This is a genomic window from Mesorhizobium sp. WSM4904 (assembly GCF_029674545.1).
In the GTDB taxonomy this organism is placed as follows: Bacteria; Pseudomonadota; Alphaproteobacteria; order Rhizobiales; family Rhizobiaceae; genus Mesorhizobium.
In genome coordinates, this window is sequence record NZ_CP121354.1 from 4,554,577 (window position 1) to 4,572,019 (window position 17,443).

A 17,443-nucleotide genomic window follows, 5' to 3' on the forward strand; every position below is an offset into this window, starting at 1 on the left:
CTAGAGCCGGATCACATATTCCTTCCGCGTCGTCTCCAGCACCTCCCAGGTGCCCTTGAAGCCGGGCCGCAGCACGAAGCTGTCGCCGGCCCTGACCGTGCGCGTCTCGCCGCCGTCCTCGGCAATCACCGAGACGCCCGCCAGAATGTGGCAGAACTCCCATTCGTCATAGACGATCCGCCACTTGCCGGGCGTCGCTTCCCAGATGCCTGCATAGAGGCCGCCTTCTTGCTCCTCGACATTCCAGGTTCGGAATTTCGGCTCGCCCGAAATCACGCGGTCCGGGGCCGGCACGCCGGCCTCCGGTTCGACGCTTTCGATATTGACCGCAAGGAAGGCCGACATCGGATCAGACCTTATCGAGCGCCTGTTCGAGATCGGCGACGATGTCGTTGACATCCTCGATGCCGATCGACAGCCGGACGGTGTCTGGCCCGGCACCGGCCTTGATCTTCTGCTCGTCGGAAAGCTGGCGGTGCGTGGTCGAGGCCGGATGGATGACCAGCGACTTGGTGTCGCCGACATTGGCGAGGTGCGAGAACAGCTCCAGCGCCTCGACGAACTTGACGCCAGCCTCATAGCCGCCCTTGAGGCCGAAGGTGAACACGGCGCCCGCGCCCTGCGGCGAATATTTCTTCTGCAGCGCGTTGTTCTTGTCGCCGGGCAGGCCGGGATAGTTCACCCACGCGACCTTCGGATGGTTCGACAGCCAGCCTGCGACGCTCGCCGCGTTGTCGCAGTGGCGCTGCATCCTGAGCGGCAGCGTTTCGAGGCCGGTCAGGATCAGGAAAGCGTTGAAGGGCGAGATGGCCGGGCCGATATCGCGCAGACCGAGCACGCGAGCTGCAATCGCGAAGGCGAAGTTGCCGAAGGTCTCATGCAGGACGAGACCGCCATACTCGGGGCGCGGCTCCGACAGCATCGGATACTTGCCCGATTTCGACCAGTCGAAGGTGCCGCCGTCGATGATGGCGCCGCCGATCGAATTGCCGTGGCCGCCGATGAACTTGGTCAGCGAATGCACGACGATGTCGGCACCGTGCTCGATCGGCCGTACCAGATAGGGCGAGGCCAGCGTGTTGTCGACGATCAGCGGCAGGCCATGCTTGCGGGCGATATCGCCGATCTTCTCGATGTCGACGAAGATGCCGCCCGGATTGGCGAGGCTTTCGATGAAGATCGCCTTGGTCTTGTCGTCGATCTGGCTTTCGAAGGTCGACGGATCGTTGGTATCGGCCCAGCGCACCTGCCAGCCGAAGTTCTTGAAGGCATGGCCGAACTGGTTGATGGAGCCGCCATAAAGCTTTGTGGCAGATACGAAATTGTCACCCGGCTGCATCAGATTGTGGAAGACCAGCACCTGGGCGGCGTGGCCGGATGCGACGGCAAGGGCCGCTGTGCCGCCTTCGAGCGCCGCTATGCGTTCCTCGAGAACCGCCTGCGTCGGATTCATGATGCGCGTGTAGATGTTGCCGAAGGCCTTCAGCCCGAACAGCGATGCGGCATGATCGGCGTCGTCGAAGACATAGGAAGTGGTCTGGTAGATCGGCGTGGCGCGCGCGCCGGTCGCCGGATCGGGCTTGGCGCCGGCATGAACGGCGAGCGTGTTGAAACCGGGCGTACGGGTCACGGAAACCTCCCTCTGGTGATCCAGCGAAAATCGCTGGGCATTCTTGGCGAAGCCCGGCTGGGAATGCAAAGAAGAAAATACCTTTCGGCATGCGATCTGCGACGAACGCCGGAGAAAATCCATCTCTTCCCGGAATAATTTTGCGCAAGCTGCGGGAGGCTTATTTCTGCCGCACACCGAAGCTCTGGAAGCCCCGGCGCATCAAGGGCTTCTTCGACGACAGCACGCCGGAATTGACACCGGTCCAGCCGATCTCGCCCGACAGCTTGCCGTATTCGATCTTCGGGCAGCGGTTCATCACCACCTTGATGCCGGCGGCCTCGGCGCGGGCAGCTGCCTCGTCATGGCGCACGCCGAGCTGCATCCAGACGACCTTGGGCAGCGGATCCATCTTCAGCACCTGGTCGACGATGCCCGGCACTGCCGGTGAGCCGCGAAAAATGTCGACCATGTCGACCGTATGCGGCAGGTCGGCCAGGCTGGCATAGACCGTCTGTCCCAGGATCTGCTTGCCGGCATGACCGGGATTGATCGGCAGCACCGAAAAGCCCTTGGCGAGCAGATATTTCAGCACGAAATAGCTGGGCCTCACGTCGTTGGGGGAGGCGCCGACCATGGCGATCGTCTTCACCGAGTTCAGGATACCGGCGATGTAGGTGTTGTCGTAGGCGTCGTGATTCATGGCTCGTCCTCATACAGCGCTTCGGCGAGAAAGGCAGCCGGATCGCTGCAGAAGTCGCGCATCATGCGAAAATGATCGGTGTCGTGAAAATCGGTCGCATCGAGGCCGAAGCGGCTGATGCGGAAAAGCCGCGCGTTCGGGCAGGCCATCAGCAGCGGCGAATGCGTCGCCATGATCACCTGCGCGATGCCGGAACGCTCCATCCGTTGGAGCAGCTTCAGCAACTCGATCTGGCGCGTCGGCGACAGCGCGCTTTCGGGCTCGTCGAGGATGTAGATGCCTTGGCGGCGGCAGCGCTCTTCGAAGAAGCGGATGAAGCCCTCGCCATGCGACCAGGACAGGAAATCGGGCGGCGGCGCGCCAACATCCAGTGCTGCCCGATCGAGATAGCGCGCTACCGAATAAAACGACTCAGCGCGAAAGAACCATCCCGCGGTAACCTTCGGCAGCCAATGGCACCGTAACGCGGCAGCAAGTGAAATGCCGCTCTTGTCCACGGCACTGGAATGATCGACCGGCCGGTAGCCTTTGCCGCCGCCGGCCTCGTCATAGCCGGCCAGCGCGCCTATTGCTTCGAGTAGCGTCGACTTGCCGGTGCCGTTCTCGCCGACGATGATGGTGATGGCCGACGTGAATTCGAACTCGAATTCGCGATCCCGGAAGATCGGCAGGTTCCAGGGATATTGCTCCCAATCCGCCACCCGCGACGGATCGAGCAGGATGCGCTTGAGATAGGGCGCCTTCAGCCGCGTCAGTTGCTTGCGGGCAGCCACGTCGGACCCTCAACGATAGAAAAGCGCGGCTGCATCCGGGCTATTCGTCGGTCCATTCCGGCTTGCGCTTGCCAATGAAGGCGCCGATGCCTTCCTCGGCGTCGCGGGCCAGCATGTTTTCCACCATAACGCGGCCAGTATAGGCGTAAGCATCGGCCAGACCCATCTCGGCCTGGGCATAGAACGCTTCCTTGCCGGTCTTGACCACCAAAGACGATTTGGATGCAACGGTTTGCGCGTATTTGTTGACAACCTGATTCACATATTCGCGCGGCACGATGCGGTTGACCAGGCCGAATTCCTTGGCGGTCGCGGCGTCGATCGTCTCGCCGGTAAGCAGCATTTCCATGGCCTGCTTGCGCGAGACGTTGCGCGACAGCGCCACCATCGGCGTCGAGCAGAACAGGCCGATATTGACGCCCGGCGTGCAGAAGGTCGCCTCGTGCGAGGCAATCGCGAGGTCGCAACTCGCGACAAGCTGCAGGCCGGCGGCGGTGGCCAGGCCATCGACCTCGGCGATCACCGGCTTGGGGTGGCGCACGATGGTCTGCATGAGCGTCGCGCAGGCGGCAAAGGTCTTTTCGAAGAAGGCGCGTCCGCGGTCGGCATCGGCGCGGTGCGCGGTCATTTCCTTGAGATCGTGGCCGGCGCAGAACACCTTGCCGGACGCCGCCAGGATGATGACGCGCACGGATTTGTCTTCCTTCACGCGGTCGAATTCGGCCTGCAGCGCAGCCATCGTCGCCAGCGAGAGCGCATTGGCCGGCGGGCTGGCGAGCGTGAGGCGCAGCACACCCTTGTCCTGGGTGGCAGAAACGGGGCCGTCGCCGACGGCCGGCTTGATGGCAACGACTTCAGCCACTTTCTAAACCTCTCGGGTCAGCGCTCGCGGTTCATGGAGCAACAGAACTAGCACGCTGCCGGTTGAAGAACAGCCGCGAGACGTGTTTTCTCCGTCGCACCGTTTGGTCCAGCGTGCCTGGAACTTACCTACTCATATAGGACACCGCCGATGCCAGCCCAAAGCAATCTGAAGCCGGTGCTCAACGCGGCGGAAGTCAACGCGCTGATGGCGAGTGTCTATCCGCAGCTGAACGACCAATTCTCCTTCTACGAAGCGATCGAGGTGTTCCCGGGCGGCTGCACGGTCCGGCTCAACGCCGACGAGCGGCATCTGCGCCCGGGCGGCACGGTCTCAGGCCCATCATTGTTCACGCTGGCCGATATCGGCGGTTATGTCTGCGTGCTCAGCCACGCCGGGCCGGACGCGCTGTCGGTGACCACCAACCTCAACATCAACTTCATGCGCAAGGCCGAGGCGGGGCCGATCGACGGCCATTGCCGAATCCTGAAGCTCGGCAAAAGCCTGATGGTGTTCGATATCGACATCGTCGCCGGCCCGGACAGGCACACCGTGGCGCACGCCACCGGCACCTATTCGATCCCGCCGCCCAAGATATCAAGCTGACAATTGAAATGCCTTCGATGTGTATATATATGCGCACAGGTGATGTTTGATCGAGCGTGACAGCCGTAAAATCGTGAAGCGTCTCAAGGACGACGGTTTCGAGCTGGTGTCCGTTCGCGGCTCGCATCACAAATTTCGAAAGGGCGAGATCGTGTTGATCGTACCGCATCCGGAGAAGGATCTGCCAATAGGCACTGCTCGCGCAATCGCCAAGCAAGCAGGCTGGATCAAAACAAACTGATCCCATCCTGGGCAGCAGGTAAGTTGGAGGCTGTTGTGAAGAGCTATTTCGCTTTGGTCGACAAAGATGCGGGCAGCGCTTTCGGTATTCGCTTTCCAGACATTCCCGGCTGCTTTTCAGCCGCGGATGCTGCGGAAGAAATCATTCCGAATGCGGTCGAGGCGTTACAATTGTGGGCAGAGGACATGCCAGTCCCCGAACCTTCCAGCCACGAGGCGATCGTCTCGCTTTCGGAGGTCCGCACAGCCCTGGCCGAGGGAGCATACTTGGTGTCGGTGCCGTTGATCGACAATGACAGTGCTGTGGTCAGGGCCAACGTCACGTTTGAGCGTGGCGTCTTGCGGGCGATCGATGCTGCGGCGCGTGAACGCGGCATAACAAGATCCGCGTTCCTGGCCAGCGCAGCGCGCAAGGAAATCGAAGCCAAGCACTAAACTGCAACACCCACGCTCGCCGAAGCACTACTGAATTCCTGCCGTCACCTATTTGTCCGCCGACGGTCCTAGAATCTGCAGGACCGTCTCGCGGATGAGGTGGCGCAAGTTTGCTGGCTTGTCGAGGTGGCTGGCGACGAGCAGTCCGTCGCCGGCAACGGTGAGGATGTCGGCGGTGGTTTCCGGATCCGGTTTGCCGTCGTCTGCAAGCAAGCCGCGCAGGAGGTCATGCTTCCACCGCCTGTGCTCGCCGATCGCCTGCCTCACCGGATGGCCCGGGTCCGGAAATTCGGCGGCGGCATTGAGAAACGGGCAGCCGCGATAGCCTGGTTGAGCGGCTGCATCCGCAACAAGGTCGAAGATAGCCAGGATCATATCCCGCGCCGGTCGCTTGCCGATTCGGTCGGTCGCAGCCCTCCCTAACCGGCTTTGGTTCTGGACATAGGCTCGGACCAGCTCATCCTTGGCTGGAAAGTATTTGTAGAAAGTGGCCTTCGCCACGCCTGCTTCCGCGATGATCCGATCGACGCCGACCGCGTGCACGCCCTCCGCATAGAAGAGCCTCGTCGCCGTATCCAGAACGCGATTGCGCGCGGAACTTCCGCGACCAACGTCAGTAATGTCAGCAGTGTGATCCGCCATCCCGAATATCCTTTGACGCGTCTCGTTTTCCGGCCTACAGACAGATTTGTCTAGTAGACAGATCTGTCTACTTCCAACCAAAGGGTGCAAAGATGGGATCAGTCATCAGGGAAATGATCGTCGATGCGTTGCCGGAAAAGGTCTGGCAGACCGTCGGCAACTTCGCCGAGGGACCGCGGCTGACAACGCCGGACATCTTCGTGGATTGCCGGCTGGTCGAGCCCGACTTGCGGCAGATGATCTTTGCCGACGGCAAGGTCGTGCACGAGAGGCTGATTGCCCGCGACGAACAGGCACGCCGGATCGTCTGGGCATGGGAAGGCGAAGAGGTGGCGCACGACAACACCTCCATGCAGGTCTTTGCCGAGAATGATGGACGCAGCCGACTGGTGTGGATCCATGACACGTCGCCGGATGAGCTCTGCGGCTGGCTCGCCGCAGCAATGGACCAGCTTGCGCCCGAGATCCGCCGCTCGCTCGAAGCTGCCGGCTGAAGTCCGGATCGTCGGAAGGCGTTCCGACTATTGGCCGGAGCGCTCTTTCCTTGCGGTAAAATAGCACCACATAGCCAAGTTTTTGTTTTTATTTCTTTTTGTGCACCATATGAGTTTTCAGTCGCCTTGACGCGCCTGACACCCTCGCCTATAAGCCCTCTCGAAGCAGCGGCCCGCAACGGCCGCCGTTTTGTTATTGGCGAATGGCCTCAGCGCCCTCGCCAATCCAAGCAACAAAAAACGCCTTTCCTTGTCCCTCGTGGATGAGGAAGGTCAACCTGAGAGCAAAACCATGGCTACCTTTTCGCAGAAGCCTGCGGATGTGGTGAAGAAGTGGGTGCTGATCGACGCCGAGGGTCTCGTCGTCGGTCGCCTCGCCACTGTCGTCGCCAACCATCTGCGCGGCAAGCACAAGCCCACCTTCACGCCGCATGTCGATGATGGCGACAACGTCATCGTCATCAACGCCGACAAGGTGGTGTTCACCGGCAAGAAGTACACCGACAAGGTCTACTACTGGCACACCGGCCATCCCGGCGGCATCAAGGAGCGCACCGCGCGCCAGCTGCTCGAGGGCCGTTTCCCCGAGCGCGTCGTCGAGAAGGCCGTCGAGCGCATGATCCCGCGCGGCCCGCTTGGCCGCCGCCAGATGAAGAATCTTCGCGTCTATGCAGGCGCCGAACATCCGCACGCCGCCCAGCAGCCCGTCACGCTCGACGTGGCCAAGCTGAACCCCAAGAACAAGAGGGCCTCGTAATGGCTGAGCTTTCCTCGCTCGCAGAACTCGGGACTGTCACGACTGCCGCGCAGCCGGCCGCGCCCGTCCATGTCCAGAAGCTCGACAAGTCGGGCCGCGCCTATGCCACCGGCAAGCGCAAGAACGCCATCGCGCGCGTCTGGGTGAAGCCGGGCTCCGGCAAGATCACCGTCAACGACAAGGAATTCGCGACCTATTTCGCGCGTCCGGTGCTGCAGATGATCCTCAACCAGCCGATCGTCGCGGCAAATCGCGCCGGCCAGTACGACATCGTCGCCACCGTCATCGGCGGCGGCCTGTCCGGCCAGGCCGGTGCCGTGCGTCACGGCATCTCCAAGGCGCTGACCTATTATGAGCCGGCGCTGCGCGCGGTGCTCAAGAAGGGCGGCTTCCTCACCCGCGACAGTCGCGTGGTCGAGCGCAAGAAGTACGGCAAAGCGAAGGCCCGCCGCAGCTTCCAGTTCTCGAAGCGCTAAGGAGCGCTTGGGGCCAAGTTTTCCAAGCGCTAAGCGCTACACGATCAAGCTTCCCAAAAGGCTGCCTCCGGGCGGCCTTTTGTTTTCAGGTATGGTCGGGTCAATCCCGTCAGATAACGCCGAACTGGCTGATCGAACGAGCGCAGCACGACGCCTGATGCAGCGACGATGGCGATGGACGCGACGAAAGCCGCGAGATTGTAAGCGGCCAAATCATGCGTGGCCCTCACGATCAGCAGCGAGCAAAAGTAAAACAGCGGTCGGTGGATGGCATAAAGCGGATAGGAGATATCCCCGAGCCACTGCGACCAGCCTACCGATTTCGAGGGCATCTTCTCGTCGCTGGCGGCGGCCACCAAAATTATCGCGCAGAATACCGCGTCAGTCAGCAGGAAGAGTATCCCGGGCGGCCTGATCGACGTGGGCATGGCGAGAATGAGAACGACGCCGGCAGCGCAAAAAAGCCAACCGAACCGAACTGCCGTCCATTGCAGCTTCTTCGACATACGGTACACGAGCACGCCCAGAAAAAAGCCTAGGAGCGCGCGGGCAAACAACATCAGCATCCTTATTTCCGGTTGGAGTAAGATGCAGATTGCGGACACGATGACCACGGCAATCAACAGGCCCTGCGCCCGCCGGCTATAAAGCCACGCGGCGTAGATCACATTGACGACAACCTCGAAGAACAGCGACCAGAAGACCGTATTGAGAGGAAACAGTTCGTCTCCCTCGGCTATGGCCAGTTTCGGGAGCAGAATCAGGGAACCCGAGAACTGAGCGCCCAACGTCCATAGATCGCCGGGATGCGCGGTATAATGGGCTAATCCAGCCAAAAGTCCCAGCACGCTGCCAACCACAATCATCGGCCAGAGGCGGATGAAACGCGCCAGGAAGAAGGCTGATTGGGCCAGTCCGCCTCTCAACTTGTCCTCGTAAGAAAGCGCGATCACGAAGCCGCTGAGAACAAAGAAAAGATCGACGGCCAAATAGCCGCTTGGGACGACATCGACGCAATTGTGAAAAAGCATGACGCCGATAGCCGCGATGCCACGAAGCAGATCCAGCGTCACGTATCGCCTGTGCACGCCATTCTCCTTCAGCTGAAGACAAGTGAATCTCGAGCCGGCTTCCCCGCGCCGCGGCCAAAATGCGTGGTGATCGTCGAGATCGACCTCTATCGCACCAACCGCCCGACTCTAGTCAGTTGTGAAGCCCGCCGACAGGGTGCGCCCCCTTCGCCAAAGGGAGAAGGACCATGCTCTTTACGGATGTTTGCCGCGTTCGGCCGAGCTAATGCCAGCGCCCGGCCGGCGTCTTGATGTAGTCGATGAAGGCACGCAGCGGCGCTGGCACTAGACGGCGTCCGGGATAATAGAGGAACGGCCCGGAAAATTCCTGCCACCACGGCTCCAGCACTGGTTCGAGCGCGCCGCTCTCGAAATGCGGGCGCACCCAGTCCTCGAAGAGCCAGAGAATGCCGACGCCGGCGATCGCCGCATCGATGGCGAGATCGACGCCTCCACCGATGCTGACGACCAATGGGCCCGTGGGATCGACCCGCACCACCTCGCCGTCGCGCTCGAACTCCCAAGGCGTCATGACCCCGCTGGGAAAGCGACCGCGCACGCAGGCATGGGCAAGCAGGTCACGCGGGTGCTGCGGCCGACCGTGCCGGTCAAGGTAGGACGGCGCGGCGGAGGTCGTGAAGCGCTGCGCGCGGGGCCCGATCGGCACCGCGATCATGTCCTGCTCCAACCGCTCATCATAGCGGATTCCGGCGTCGCAGCTGGCCGCCAGCAGGTCGACAAAGTTCTCCTCCGCGATCACCTCCAGCCGGATGGCCGGATAGGCGGCGAGAAATCCCGGAACGATTTTTGGCAGCACCAGCCGCGAGGCGCTTATCGGCACGTTGAGACGCAAGGTCCCGGCGGGCCGGTCGCGAAAGCCGTTCACCACATCGAGCGCAGCTTCTACCTCGCCCAATGCGGGGCCGAGCCGCGCCAGCAGGCTGGCGCCAGCCTCGGTCAAAGCAACGCTGCGCGTGGTGCGGTTGAAGAGCCTAACACCGAGCTGAGTTTCCAGACGGCGGATGGCTTCGCTTAGCGCGGAGGCGCTGCCCGCCGTCGCACGGGCTCCTTCGCGAAAACCGCCGGCGCGCGCCACCGCCATAAACGCCTGGAGATCGTTGAGGTCCGCCGTCATTGTCCTAAATTTCGCACAAGCTGTACCGATTATAGTCGATTATCGGAACAGCAACCATGCCCTATCTCCGCTGTCGACAGCGAAGGAGAACCACGATGTCCAGCGTAGACAAATCCGGCACCTACAAACTCGGCGACCGCTCGGTCCACCGCCTCGGCTACGGCGCGATGCAGCTTGCGGGCAAAGGCGTGTTCGGTCCGCCGAAGGACCATGACGCGGCAATCGCCGTGCTGCGCGAAGCGGTGGCGCAAGGCGTGAACCATATCGACACCAGTGACTATTACGGACCGCACGTCACCAACAGATTGATCCGCGAAGCGCTGGCGCCCTATCCTGACGATCTCGTCATCGTCACAAAGATCGGCGCCCGCCGCGGCAGCGACGCGTCCTGGCTGCCGGCCTTCACAGCCGATGAACTCGAGCAGGCAGTGCACGACAACCTTCGCAATCTTGGCCTCGAGGCGATGGACGTCGTCAATCTGCGCATCATGTTCGGGGTGCACGGTCCGGCGGAAGGCTCCATCGAGGCGCAAGTCACCAAGCTTGCCGAGTTGCAGCGCAAAGGCCTCGTGCGCCATATCGGTTTGAGCAACGTGACCCGCGCGCAGATCGCGGAGGGCCGCAGGATCTGCGACATCGTTTGCGTGCAGAACCAATACAATCTGGCGCACAGGCAAGACGACGCGCTGATCGATGAGCTTGCCCGCGACGGCATCGCCTATGTGCCGTTCTTCCCGCTCGGCGGTTTCAGCCCGCTGCAGTCCTCGACCTTGTCGGGCGTCGCGGAACAGCTCGGCGCGACGCCGATGCAGGTCGCGCTGGCGTGGCTGCTGCGGCGCTCGCCGAACATCCTGCTGATCCCAGGCACGTCGTCGGTCGGGCATCTGCGGGAGAATCTTGCGGCGGCGGAGCTGGAGCTATCGGCGGAGGTGCTGAGCGAATTGGACGGGGTCGCGAAAGCTGCGTGATTGGCTGATCTCCCCCCTTGTGGGGGAGATGGCCGGCAGGCCAGAGGGGGGCGCGAAGGAACGCCAGCCTCAACGGGCTTGCTATAAATGATGACTTGGAAATACGGGCGCGATTGGCCTAGACGCTGGACAGGCCGGCGGGACAGCGCCCCCCTCTGCCCTGACGGGCATCTCCCCGCTTGCGGGGAGATTGGCGGCTTCCGCGCCGCGCTCTAATTGATACTCGCCGTATGAGCCGGCTCTGCAGTCCGGCCATCGGCCGTATAAGGCACTCGATACCCGTTCGCCGCCAGCCATTCGATCGCCGCCTTCGGCTCGTCGGTCTGGATGATGGTGGCTCCGCGGTCGACCCAGAAACCCCAGGCTTCGCGCGGCAGGCTGGCGGCCACTGCCAGCTCGTCGCCGCGGCCGCCGGCGAGGAAGCCGCCCGGCTTGTTGACGATGGCATAGGTGTCGGCCCAGAGGTGCCAGTCACCTCGGATCGCCACCGCTCGCATACGAGTGCTGAACAGCGGCCCGCCGCTCGTCGTCAGCATCTCGGCACCGTTGCGCCAGGCGATCAGCTCGATGGCGCGAGGCGCGAATGCCTTGTCAACCTCGCCGGCAAAGGTGGCATCGTGCACGGCATCGTCGGCGAGGATCGGCATGAACTGGAAGCCGCCGCCCGCCTGGGCAAGCGCTGTCCTGGCCGCATCGATGCGCTGGCGGTTCCACAGGTTTTCCTTGACTATAACCTGCTCGGCCATGCCGAGATCGCGGGCGACCGCGATCATGCCGGGCAGGTCCGTCACCTCCAGCTTGTTGTCGAGGTTGATCAGGATCCGATCCTTGGCCGCGAGCAGCATCTCGCGCAGCGTCGATACCGGCTCGTCGGTGACCGCGCCCGTACCTTCGATCACCAGCCGGCATTTCTTCAGCTCGGCCAGCGTGTATTTCGCCACTTCGCCCTTACAGGTGGTCGTGCGGTCGAGCCAGCTGTCATGCACGATGACGAACGCGCCGTCCTTCGAGCGCCTGACATCGACCTCGACGATTTCCGCGCCGATCGCGATCGAACCCTCGACCGCGGCAAGCGAGTTCTCGGCATAGAGCGTCTTGCCGGCCTGCATGCTGCCGGCCCGGTGCGCGGCGATCATCACATGGTCGCGCCACTGGTTGGCGTGCTCGAAGCGGTCGAGGATTTGGGCAGCGCGCGTCTCGCCGGCCAAAGCCTGGCTCGAGGCAGTCGCAAGCGTGGCGGACAGAAGCAGGCTCAGCCAGAGTGTTCGCATCAGGGGGAATCGCTCCGTTCCGGGTCGGGACCCGGTTAGGCGATCCCCATGACAGGGCGGTGAACGAAGCCGGCTAGCTGTCTCCTTGTTTTGGCGCAATTGCGGGCGGAAAATACTTTTTCTGGAATTGCTTGGGTCAAATCCGCTTGGAAAGGCGACGGAACCACGCCAGCGCCGGCATCTCGACAAGACGCCAGGAGAACCAGGACGCAACGATGACGGCAATCAACATCGCCACGATCGCGGCGAAGCCGATCCATGGCGAGCCGACGCCGAAGCCGGCCACCTGATCGCCGCGCAGGGTCATGCCGCCGACGATGCCAAACCCGAGCTTGCGCTCGATGAGGCCGCCGATGTTGATCATGCGCGCCTGGACGAAGATGTGGATCATGTAGATCGAGTAGGAGAGCGAGCCGAGCAGCAGCAACGGACGGCTGCGCAGCAGCGCACTGACCAGGCCACCCTCGTGAGCGAAGAGGTAGAGGGCCAGCGCGAAGACGACGGGTGCTGCAATGCCGGCGTCATTCGTTCCGGCGACAGAAACGAACATCCCGATCACCGCGATCATGACGAGCTCGGCCAGCGTCCAGGCGATGCGCCCTGCCCCGCCGACCATCGCCTGTCGCGCCTCTGCAATGGAATCGTGCTGAAACCAGGCAAGCAGCGCGCCGAGCGAGAAGCCGTAAAGGCAGCGGATGAAGCCGAAATCGAAGGACACGTCCATATGACGGGTCGAAAAGGCAAGCAGGAAGAAGGGCGCCGTCACGGCGGCGGCCATGAACCAAATCCAGGCGCGCTTGCCAGTCGCGAACACCACGCCGGCAAAGAGCAGATAGGTGAAGAACTCGGCAGAAATGCTCCAGCTCGGGGCATTCCAGCTCAGTTGATCCTCCACCCCCATGCCCTGCAGCAGGAAGAGATTGGCGATGAGGCTTCTCACGTCGAAGCCGCCGGTGAATGGCGCGGAACCCGTTCCGTGCAGTGCCGGCAGCACCAGCCGCACGGCCTCGAAGCCGGCGAAGGCGGTGAGCATCAGGAGATGCAGAGGGTAGATGCGGCCGAAACGCACCAGCGCGAAGCTGGCAAACCCGTCCGGCTCGCCCAGCCGGCTGCCATAGGAGCTGGCGATGACGAAACCGGACAGCACGAAGAAGAAATCGACGAACAGATAGGAGCCGCCGACGAAGGCGCTTTGGGAAATCATCGACGTCGTCGGGAAATGGAACAGCGCCACCAAAAGCGCGCAGATGCCGCGCCAGGAATCGAGCACCAGGAAGCGCTCGCTGGCCGCCGTACCGGTCCGGGTCGCCGCCGGAGCGGGTGCGAGGTTCAGCAAGGCCGCTTCGGTCATAATGATACAAATCCTGTGTTGCCCTGGCACTCGGCGAGCGCCGTTCCGTATCCGCAAGCTGTGACTGGCATGTTGCGTGCCGGTTCTGTAGTTGTGGCTGCCCGTTGACAACCGAGGACCCGCAATGGCGAACCAAGAGATCGACCACGCCTTCACCGCCCGTTCCAAGACGGGCGCGTCGTTCGAGCCGACCTATGCCGGGGCGCTGTCGTTCATGCGGCGCAAATATACGAAGGACGTGAAGGGCGCGGACGCCGTCGTGTGGGGCATTCCCTTTGACGCCGCGGTCACCAACCGACCCGGTGCGCGCTTCGGGCCGCAGGCGATTCGGCGCGCCTCGGCGATCCTCGACAACGATCCGCAATATCCGTTCTCGCGCGACCTGTTCGAGCAGCTCGCGGTGGTCGACTATGGCGACTGCCTGCTCGACAGCGGCAACCATCAGAAGACTCCGGGCGCGATCGAGCGCGAGGCGGCCAAGATCCTGAGATCAGGCGCCTTCCTCTTGACGCTCGGCGGCGATCATTTCGTTACCTGGCCGCTGCTCAAGGCGCATGCCGCGATCCACGGGCCGCTGGCACTGGTTCAGTTCGACGCGCATCAGGACACCTGGCCGGACGACGGGAAGCGCATCGACCACGGTTCCTTCGTCGCCCGTGCGGTGAACGAAGGCATCATCGATCCCGACCGCTCGATCCAGATCGGCATCCGCACGCATGCGCCGGACACGTTCGGCATCAAGATCCTCTACGGCCACGAGGTCGAGGAAATGCGCGCCTCCGACATCGCCTATGCGATCGTCGAGCGGACCGGCGGCAGGAAGACCTATCTCACCTTCGACATCGACTGCCTCGACCCGGCCTTCGCGCCCGGTACCGGCACGCCCGTAGCCGGCGGCCCTTCATCGGCCAAGATGCTTTCGACGCTGCGCCAGCTCGGCCAGGTCGATATCGTCGGCGCCGATGTCGTCGAGGTTGCGCCGGCCTACGATCATGCCGATATTACGGCGATCGCCGGATCGATCATTGCCATGCATTATCTTGGCCTGGTGGCCGAACGGAAGGCGCGGCTCGAGGACCTGAACAACGGCACTCATGCAGTTCTGCATAACGCAAACGGCATATAGTATTGAAATTGCAAGGAATTTGGTAACCGATGAAACCGAAAATCTTCATTGACGGCGAGCATGGCACGACGGGCCTGCAGATCAGGGCGCTGCTGGCCGACCGCGGCGACCTGGAGATCATCTCCATTCCCGCCGAGCGCCGCAAGGAAGCCGCGGCCAGGGCCGAATTCCTCAACGCCGCCGATGTCGCCATTCTCTGCCTGCCGGATGCCGCGGCCAAGGAGAGCGTGTCGCTGATCGAGAACGGCACGACCAAGGTCATCGACGCTTCGACCGCGCATCGCGTGGCCGAGGGCTGGGAATATGGCTTTGCCGAAATGGACAAGGATCAGGCGAAGAAGATCGCCAGCGCCAAGCGCATCGCCAACCCCGGCTGCTGGCCGCAAGGTCCGATCGCGACGCTGCGGCCGCTGGTTTCGGCCGGCCTGCTGCCCGCCGATTTCCCGGTCACCGTCAACGGCATTTCCGGCTATTCCGGCGGCGGCCGCCCGATGATCGAGGACTATGTCGGCAAGGGCGAGGATGCGCCCGAGTTCCTGCCCTATGGCCTGACGCTGCAGCACAAGCATGTGCCGGAGCTCAGGACCTACGCAAAACTGTCGCACGATCCGATCATGCAGCCGGCGGTCGGCAATTTCGCGCAAGGCATGATCACGGTGGTGCCGCTGCAGCTCGGCGGCCTCCATCGCGTGCCGACGGGAGCCGAGCTCCATGCAGCGATCGCCGACCACTACGCCTCGATCGATGGCGGCGTGGTCGAGGTCGCGCCCTACACGCATATGGAGCGCCTGCCGGAGATCGACCCGGAGGTCTATAACGGCACCAACCGGATGAAGGTCTATGTGTTCGCCAATGACGAGCGGGCGCAGGCGCTGCTGCTCGCCGTCTACGACAATCTCGGCAAGGGTGCCTCGGGCGCTGCCGTGCAGAACCTGGACCTGATGCTCGGCATCGCGCATTGAGCGACGATGCAGGCGCTGCCTGAGCGCTGGAAGGTCAGCGCGCCCGAGCTCGTTGCCGAGACGTTCTCCAGCCGCATCTGGAAGGTGACGCGCGAGGACGGTTCGCCGGCGATCGTCAAGGACCTGAAGCCGTTCGACGACGTCGCGGACGAGCTGCGCGGCGAGCATTTCCTGGCCTGGCGGCGCGGCGAAGGCGCCGTGCGTCTGCTCGGCCGTGACGGGCACCGAATGCTGCTCGAACATGCCGGCGACCGGCTGCTCTCGCAGCATCTCGCCGAGCATGGCGACGATGCCGCGACAGCGATCGCGGCCGAGGTGATGGCGAAGCTCCACTCGCCTTCGAAGGATGCTCCGCCGCCGGACCTGCAGCCGCTGCGCGAAAGATATGTCAGCCTGTTTCGGGCGGCCAAAGCCGATCGCGATGCCGGCCAGAACACGCTTTACGTGGAAGCGGCGGCAACCGCCGAGCGGCTGCTTGCCGAGCCGCATGACGTCAGGCCGCTGCATGGCGACCTGCATCACGACAATATCCTGTTCGGGCCGCGCGGCTGGCTGGCGATCGACCCGAAGGGCGTGCTCGGCGACCCCGGCTTCGATGCGGCGAACATGTTCTACAATCCGCTCGGTCGCAACGATCTTTGCCTCGATCCCCGCCAGATCGCGCATATGGCCGAGGTGTTTGGGAAAACGCTCGGCCAGCCGCCACGCGCCATCCTCGACCACGCGATCGCCTATGGCTGCCTGTCGGCCGCCTGGCACCGCGAGGACGGCAATGCAGTCGATGAAAATCGCGAGCTGTCGATCGCCGAGGCGATCCGGAAGGTCCGCCTCAGTCTCTGACGGCGATCTCGGTCGGCAGCGGATAAGCGCCCTTGGTGCCGCGCCAATGTGCGGCGGCAAAGCCGAGCACGATCAAGGCAAAGCCCTGGTGGGTCAGCGCCATGTGCAGCGGCACTTGCATCAAGAGCGTGCCGATGCCGATCGAGGCCTGCAGCAGCACCAGCAGGAACAGCAGCGTGGCGCGGCGGACATGGGTGGTGCCCGGCTGGCGCCGCCACGTGGCGATCATGTGCCAGAGCGCCACCACAAAGAGCGTGTAGGCGCCGAGCCGGTGCACGAACTGCACCGTCTTCGGATTCTCGAAGAAGTTCAGCCAGGCGGGTTTCAACAGGAGGAGATCGGACGGGATCACCTTGCCGTCCATCAGCGGCCAAGTGTTGTAGGAGAGGCCGGCATGGAGGCCGGCAACCAAGCCGCCGAGATAGATCTGGATCAGCGCCAGGAGCACGATCACGCCGGCGAGCCGCTGCGTAGAACGGTCGGCGGCCGGCTCCGAGTGCGGTGCAAGGCCCCGCGCGACGACCATGATGGCGGTGAAGATCATGGCGGCGATCGTCAGGTGCGTCGCCAGCCGATACTGGCTGACCGAGACGCGGTCGACCAGACCCGAAGCCACCATCCACCAGCCGATGGCGCCTTGCAGGCCGCCGAGCAGAAGGATGCCGGCCAGTTTCGGGCCGAGGCCGCGCTCGATGCGGCGCGTCGCCCAGAAGAACAGAAGCGGCAAGGCAAAGACGACGCCGACGCTGCGCGCGAGGATGCGGTGCACCCATTCCCACCAGTAGATCGACTTGAAGGCCTCGATGCTCATGCCTTTGTTGAGCTCGGCATATTGCGGGATCTGCTGGTAGCGCTGGAACTCTTCCAGCCACTCGGCATAGTTGAGCGGCGGAATCACGCCGTGGATCGGCCGCCATTCGGTGATCGACAGGCCGGAACCGGTAAGCCGGGTGGCGCCGCCGACCAGCACCAGCGCCACCAGCACGAGCAGCACGAAATACAGCCAGCCGCGCACCAGCGCCCGGTTGTGGAGATCGCGGTCGCGGGCGGCGTATGGGGCCGTGGCGGTGATGGCAGCCATGGGACTTTTCCCGGCGGTTGAAACGCGCGATTGGTGGACCAT

At 63.1% G+C, this 17,443-nt stretch carries 21 protein-coding genes; 10 read left to right on the top strand and 11 right to left on the bottom strand.

What is annotated here, in order from left to right; genetic code table 11:
* The 5 genes from QAZ47_RS21920 to QAZ47_RS21940 form a co-directional block, all read right to left on the bottom strand.
* The gene (locus tag QAZ47_RS21920; protein WP_278230688.1) at positions 1 to 345 is read right to left on the bottom strand and encodes a cupin domain-containing protein; all 345 of its coding nucleotides are present in this window, start codon (positions 343 to 345) and stop codon (positions 1 to 3) included.
* 4 nt (positions 346 to 349) lie between these two features.
* Positions 350 to 1,630, bottom strand: coding sequence for an O-acetylhomoserine aminocarboxypropyltransferase (locus tag QAZ47_RS21925; protein ID WP_278230689.1), 1,281 nt, complete (start codon positions 1,628 to 1,630; stop codon positions 350 to 352).
* 160 nt (positions 1,631 to 1,790) lie between these two features.
* On the bottom strand, positions 1,791 to 2,312 hold the full coding sequence (locus QAZ47_RS21930) for a CoA-binding protein (RefSeq protein WP_278230690.1): 522 nt from the start codon (positions 2,310 to 2,312) through the stop codon (positions 1,791 to 1,793).
* A complete protein-coding gene (locus tag QAZ47_RS21935) occupies positions 2,309 to 3,085 on the bottom strand; it encodes an AAA family ATPase (RefSeq protein WP_278202765.1) in 777 nt (258 codons plus the stop codon). Before QAZ47_RS21935 ends, QAZ47_RS21930 begins: the two co-directional genes overlap by 4 nt.
* Before the next feature lie 40 nt (positions 3,086 to 3,125).
* On the bottom strand, positions 3,126 to 3,947 hold the full coding sequence (locus tag QAZ47_RS21940; protein WP_278230691.1) for an enoyl-CoA hydratase: 822 nt from the start codon (positions 3,945 to 3,947) through the stop codon (positions 3,126 to 3,128).
* Positions 3,948 to 4,097: 150 nt separating this feature from the next.
* Here QAZ47_RS21940 and QAZ47_RS21945 point away from each other — a divergent pair, with 150 nt between their 5' ends.
* The 3 genes from QAZ47_RS21945 to QAZ47_RS21955 are packed head-to-tail and all read left to right on the top strand — an operon-like array spanning position 4,098 to position 5,228.
* Positions 4,098 to 4,553 (top strand): PaaI family thioesterase, encoded by a 456-nt coding sequence (locus QAZ47_RS21945; protein WP_278202767.1) that lies wholly within the window; start codon positions 4,098 to 4,100, stop codon positions 4,551 to 4,553.
* Between the two features lie 49 nt (positions 4,554 to 4,602).
* On the top strand, positions 4,603 to 4,794 hold the full coding sequence (locus QAZ47_RS21950; RefSeq protein ID WP_278207903.1) for a type II toxin-antitoxin system HicA family toxin: 192 nt from the start codon (positions 4,603 to 4,605) through the stop codon (positions 4,792 to 4,794).
* Between the two features lie 35 nt (positions 4,795 to 4,829).
* Positions 4,830 to 5,228: a type II toxin-antitoxin system HicB family antitoxin gene (locus QAZ47_RS21955; RefSeq protein ID WP_278202768.1), complete on the top strand. Its 399-nt coding sequence runs from the start codon at positions 4,830 to 4,832 to the stop codon at positions 5,226 to 5,228.
* A gap of 48 nt (positions 5,229 to 5,276) precedes the next feature.
* On the opposite strand, the gene QAZ47_RS21960 is transcribed toward QAZ47_RS21955, so the two are convergent.
* Complete coding sequence (locus QAZ47_RS21960) at positions 5,277 to 5,870, bottom strand: TetR/AcrR family transcriptional regulator (protein ID WP_278230692.1); 594 nt, start codon at positions 5,868 to 5,870, stop codon at positions 5,277 to 5,279.
* A 92-nt stretch (positions 5,871 to 5,962) separates the two neighbouring features.
* On the opposite strand from QAZ47_RS21960, the gene QAZ47_RS21965 reads away from it, so the two are divergent.
* The 3 genes from QAZ47_RS21965 (at position 5,963) to rpsI (ending at position 7,597) form a co-directional block, all read left to right on the top strand.
* Positions 5,963 to 6,364 (top strand): SRPBCC family protein, encoded by a 402-nt coding sequence (locus QAZ47_RS21965; protein ID WP_278230693.1) that lies wholly within the window; start codon positions 5,963 to 5,965, stop codon positions 6,362 to 6,364.
* Between the two features lie 292 nt (positions 6,365 to 6,656).
* Positions 6,657 to 7,121, top strand: coding sequence for a 50S ribosomal protein L13 (gene rplM / locus QAZ47_RS21970; protein WP_278230694.1), 465 nt, complete (start codon positions 6,657 to 6,659; stop codon positions 7,119 to 7,121).
* Positions 7,121 to 7,597 (top strand): 30S ribosomal protein S9, encoded by a 477-nt coding sequence (gene rpsI / locus QAZ47_RS21975; protein ID WP_278077690.1) that lies wholly within the window; start codon positions 7,121 to 7,123, stop codon positions 7,595 to 7,597. Before rplM ends, rpsI begins: the two co-directional genes overlap by 1 nt.
* 44 nt (positions 7,598 to 7,641) lie before the next feature.
* On the opposite strand, the gene QAZ47_RS21980 is transcribed toward rpsI, so the two are convergent.
* Both QAZ47_RS21980 and QAZ47_RS21985 read right to left on the bottom strand, forming a co-directional pair.
* On the bottom strand, positions 7,642 to 8,685 hold the full coding sequence (locus QAZ47_RS21980; protein WP_278230695.1) for an acyltransferase: 1,044 nt from the start codon (positions 8,683 to 8,685) through the stop codon (positions 7,642 to 7,644).
* Positions 8,686 to 8,890: 205 nt separating this feature from the next.
* On the bottom strand, positions 8,891 to 9,802 hold the full coding sequence (locus QAZ47_RS21985) for a LysR family transcriptional regulator (protein WP_278230696.1): 912 nt from the start codon (positions 9,800 to 9,802) through the stop codon (positions 8,891 to 8,893).
* Positions 9,803 to 9,897: 95 nt separating this feature from the next.
* Here QAZ47_RS21985 and QAZ47_RS21990 point away from each other — a divergent pair, with 95 nt between their 5' ends.
* Positions 9,898 to 10,770, top strand: a complete 873-nt coding sequence (locus QAZ47_RS21990; RefSeq protein WP_278230697.1) for an aldo/keto reductase family oxidoreductase — start codon at positions 9,898 to 9,900, stop codon at positions 10,768 to 10,770.
* A gap of 212 nt (positions 10,771 to 10,982) precedes the next feature.
* Here the strand turns inward: QAZ47_RS21990 and QAZ47_RS21995 are convergent, their stop codons facing one another.
* The gene (locus tag QAZ47_RS21995; protein ID WP_278230698.1) at positions 10,983 to 12,041 is read right to left on the bottom strand and encodes a glycerophosphodiester phosphodiesterase family protein; all 1,059 of its coding nucleotides are present in this window, start codon (positions 12,039 to 12,041) and stop codon (positions 10,983 to 10,985) included.
* A gap of 136 nt (positions 12,042 to 12,177) precedes the next feature.
* Positions 12,178 to 13,392: an acyltransferase gene (locus QAZ47_RS22000; protein ID WP_278230699.1), complete on the bottom strand. Its 1,215-nt coding sequence runs from the start codon at positions 13,390 to 13,392 to the stop codon at positions 12,178 to 12,180.
* A 124-nt stretch (positions 13,393 to 13,516) separates the two neighbouring features.
* Between QAZ47_RS22000 and speB the strand changes: the two genes are divergently transcribed.
* The 3 genes from speB to QAZ47_RS22015 are packed head-to-tail and all read left to right on the top strand — an operon-like array spanning position 13,517 to position 16,320.
* Positions 13,517 to 14,518, top strand: a complete 1,002-nt coding sequence (speB, locus tag QAZ47_RS22005; protein WP_278230700.1) for an agmatinase — start codon at positions 13,517 to 13,519, stop codon at positions 14,516 to 14,518.
* 29 nt (positions 14,519 to 14,547) lie between these two features.
* Complete coding sequence (gene argC, locus QAZ47_RS22010) at positions 14,548 to 15,480, top strand: N-acetyl-gamma-glutamyl-phosphate reductase (RefSeq protein ID WP_278230701.1); 933 nt, start codon at positions 14,548 to 14,550, stop codon at positions 15,478 to 15,480.
* Between the two features lie 6 nt (positions 15,481 to 15,486).
* Positions 15,487 to 16,320, top strand: coding sequence for an aminoglycoside phosphotransferase family protein (locus QAZ47_RS22015; RefSeq protein WP_278230702.1), 834 nt, complete (start codon positions 15,487 to 15,489; stop codon positions 16,318 to 16,320).
* Here the strand turns inward: QAZ47_RS22015 and QAZ47_RS22020 are convergent.
* Positions 16,310 to 17,401, bottom strand: coding sequence for a COX15/CtaA family protein (locus QAZ47_RS22020; RefSeq protein WP_278230703.1), 1,092 nt, complete (start codon positions 17,399 to 17,401; stop codon positions 16,310 to 16,312). The genes QAZ47_RS22015 and QAZ47_RS22020 overlap by 11 nt on opposite strands.
* Positions 17,402 to 17,443 lie beyond the last annotated feature (42 nt).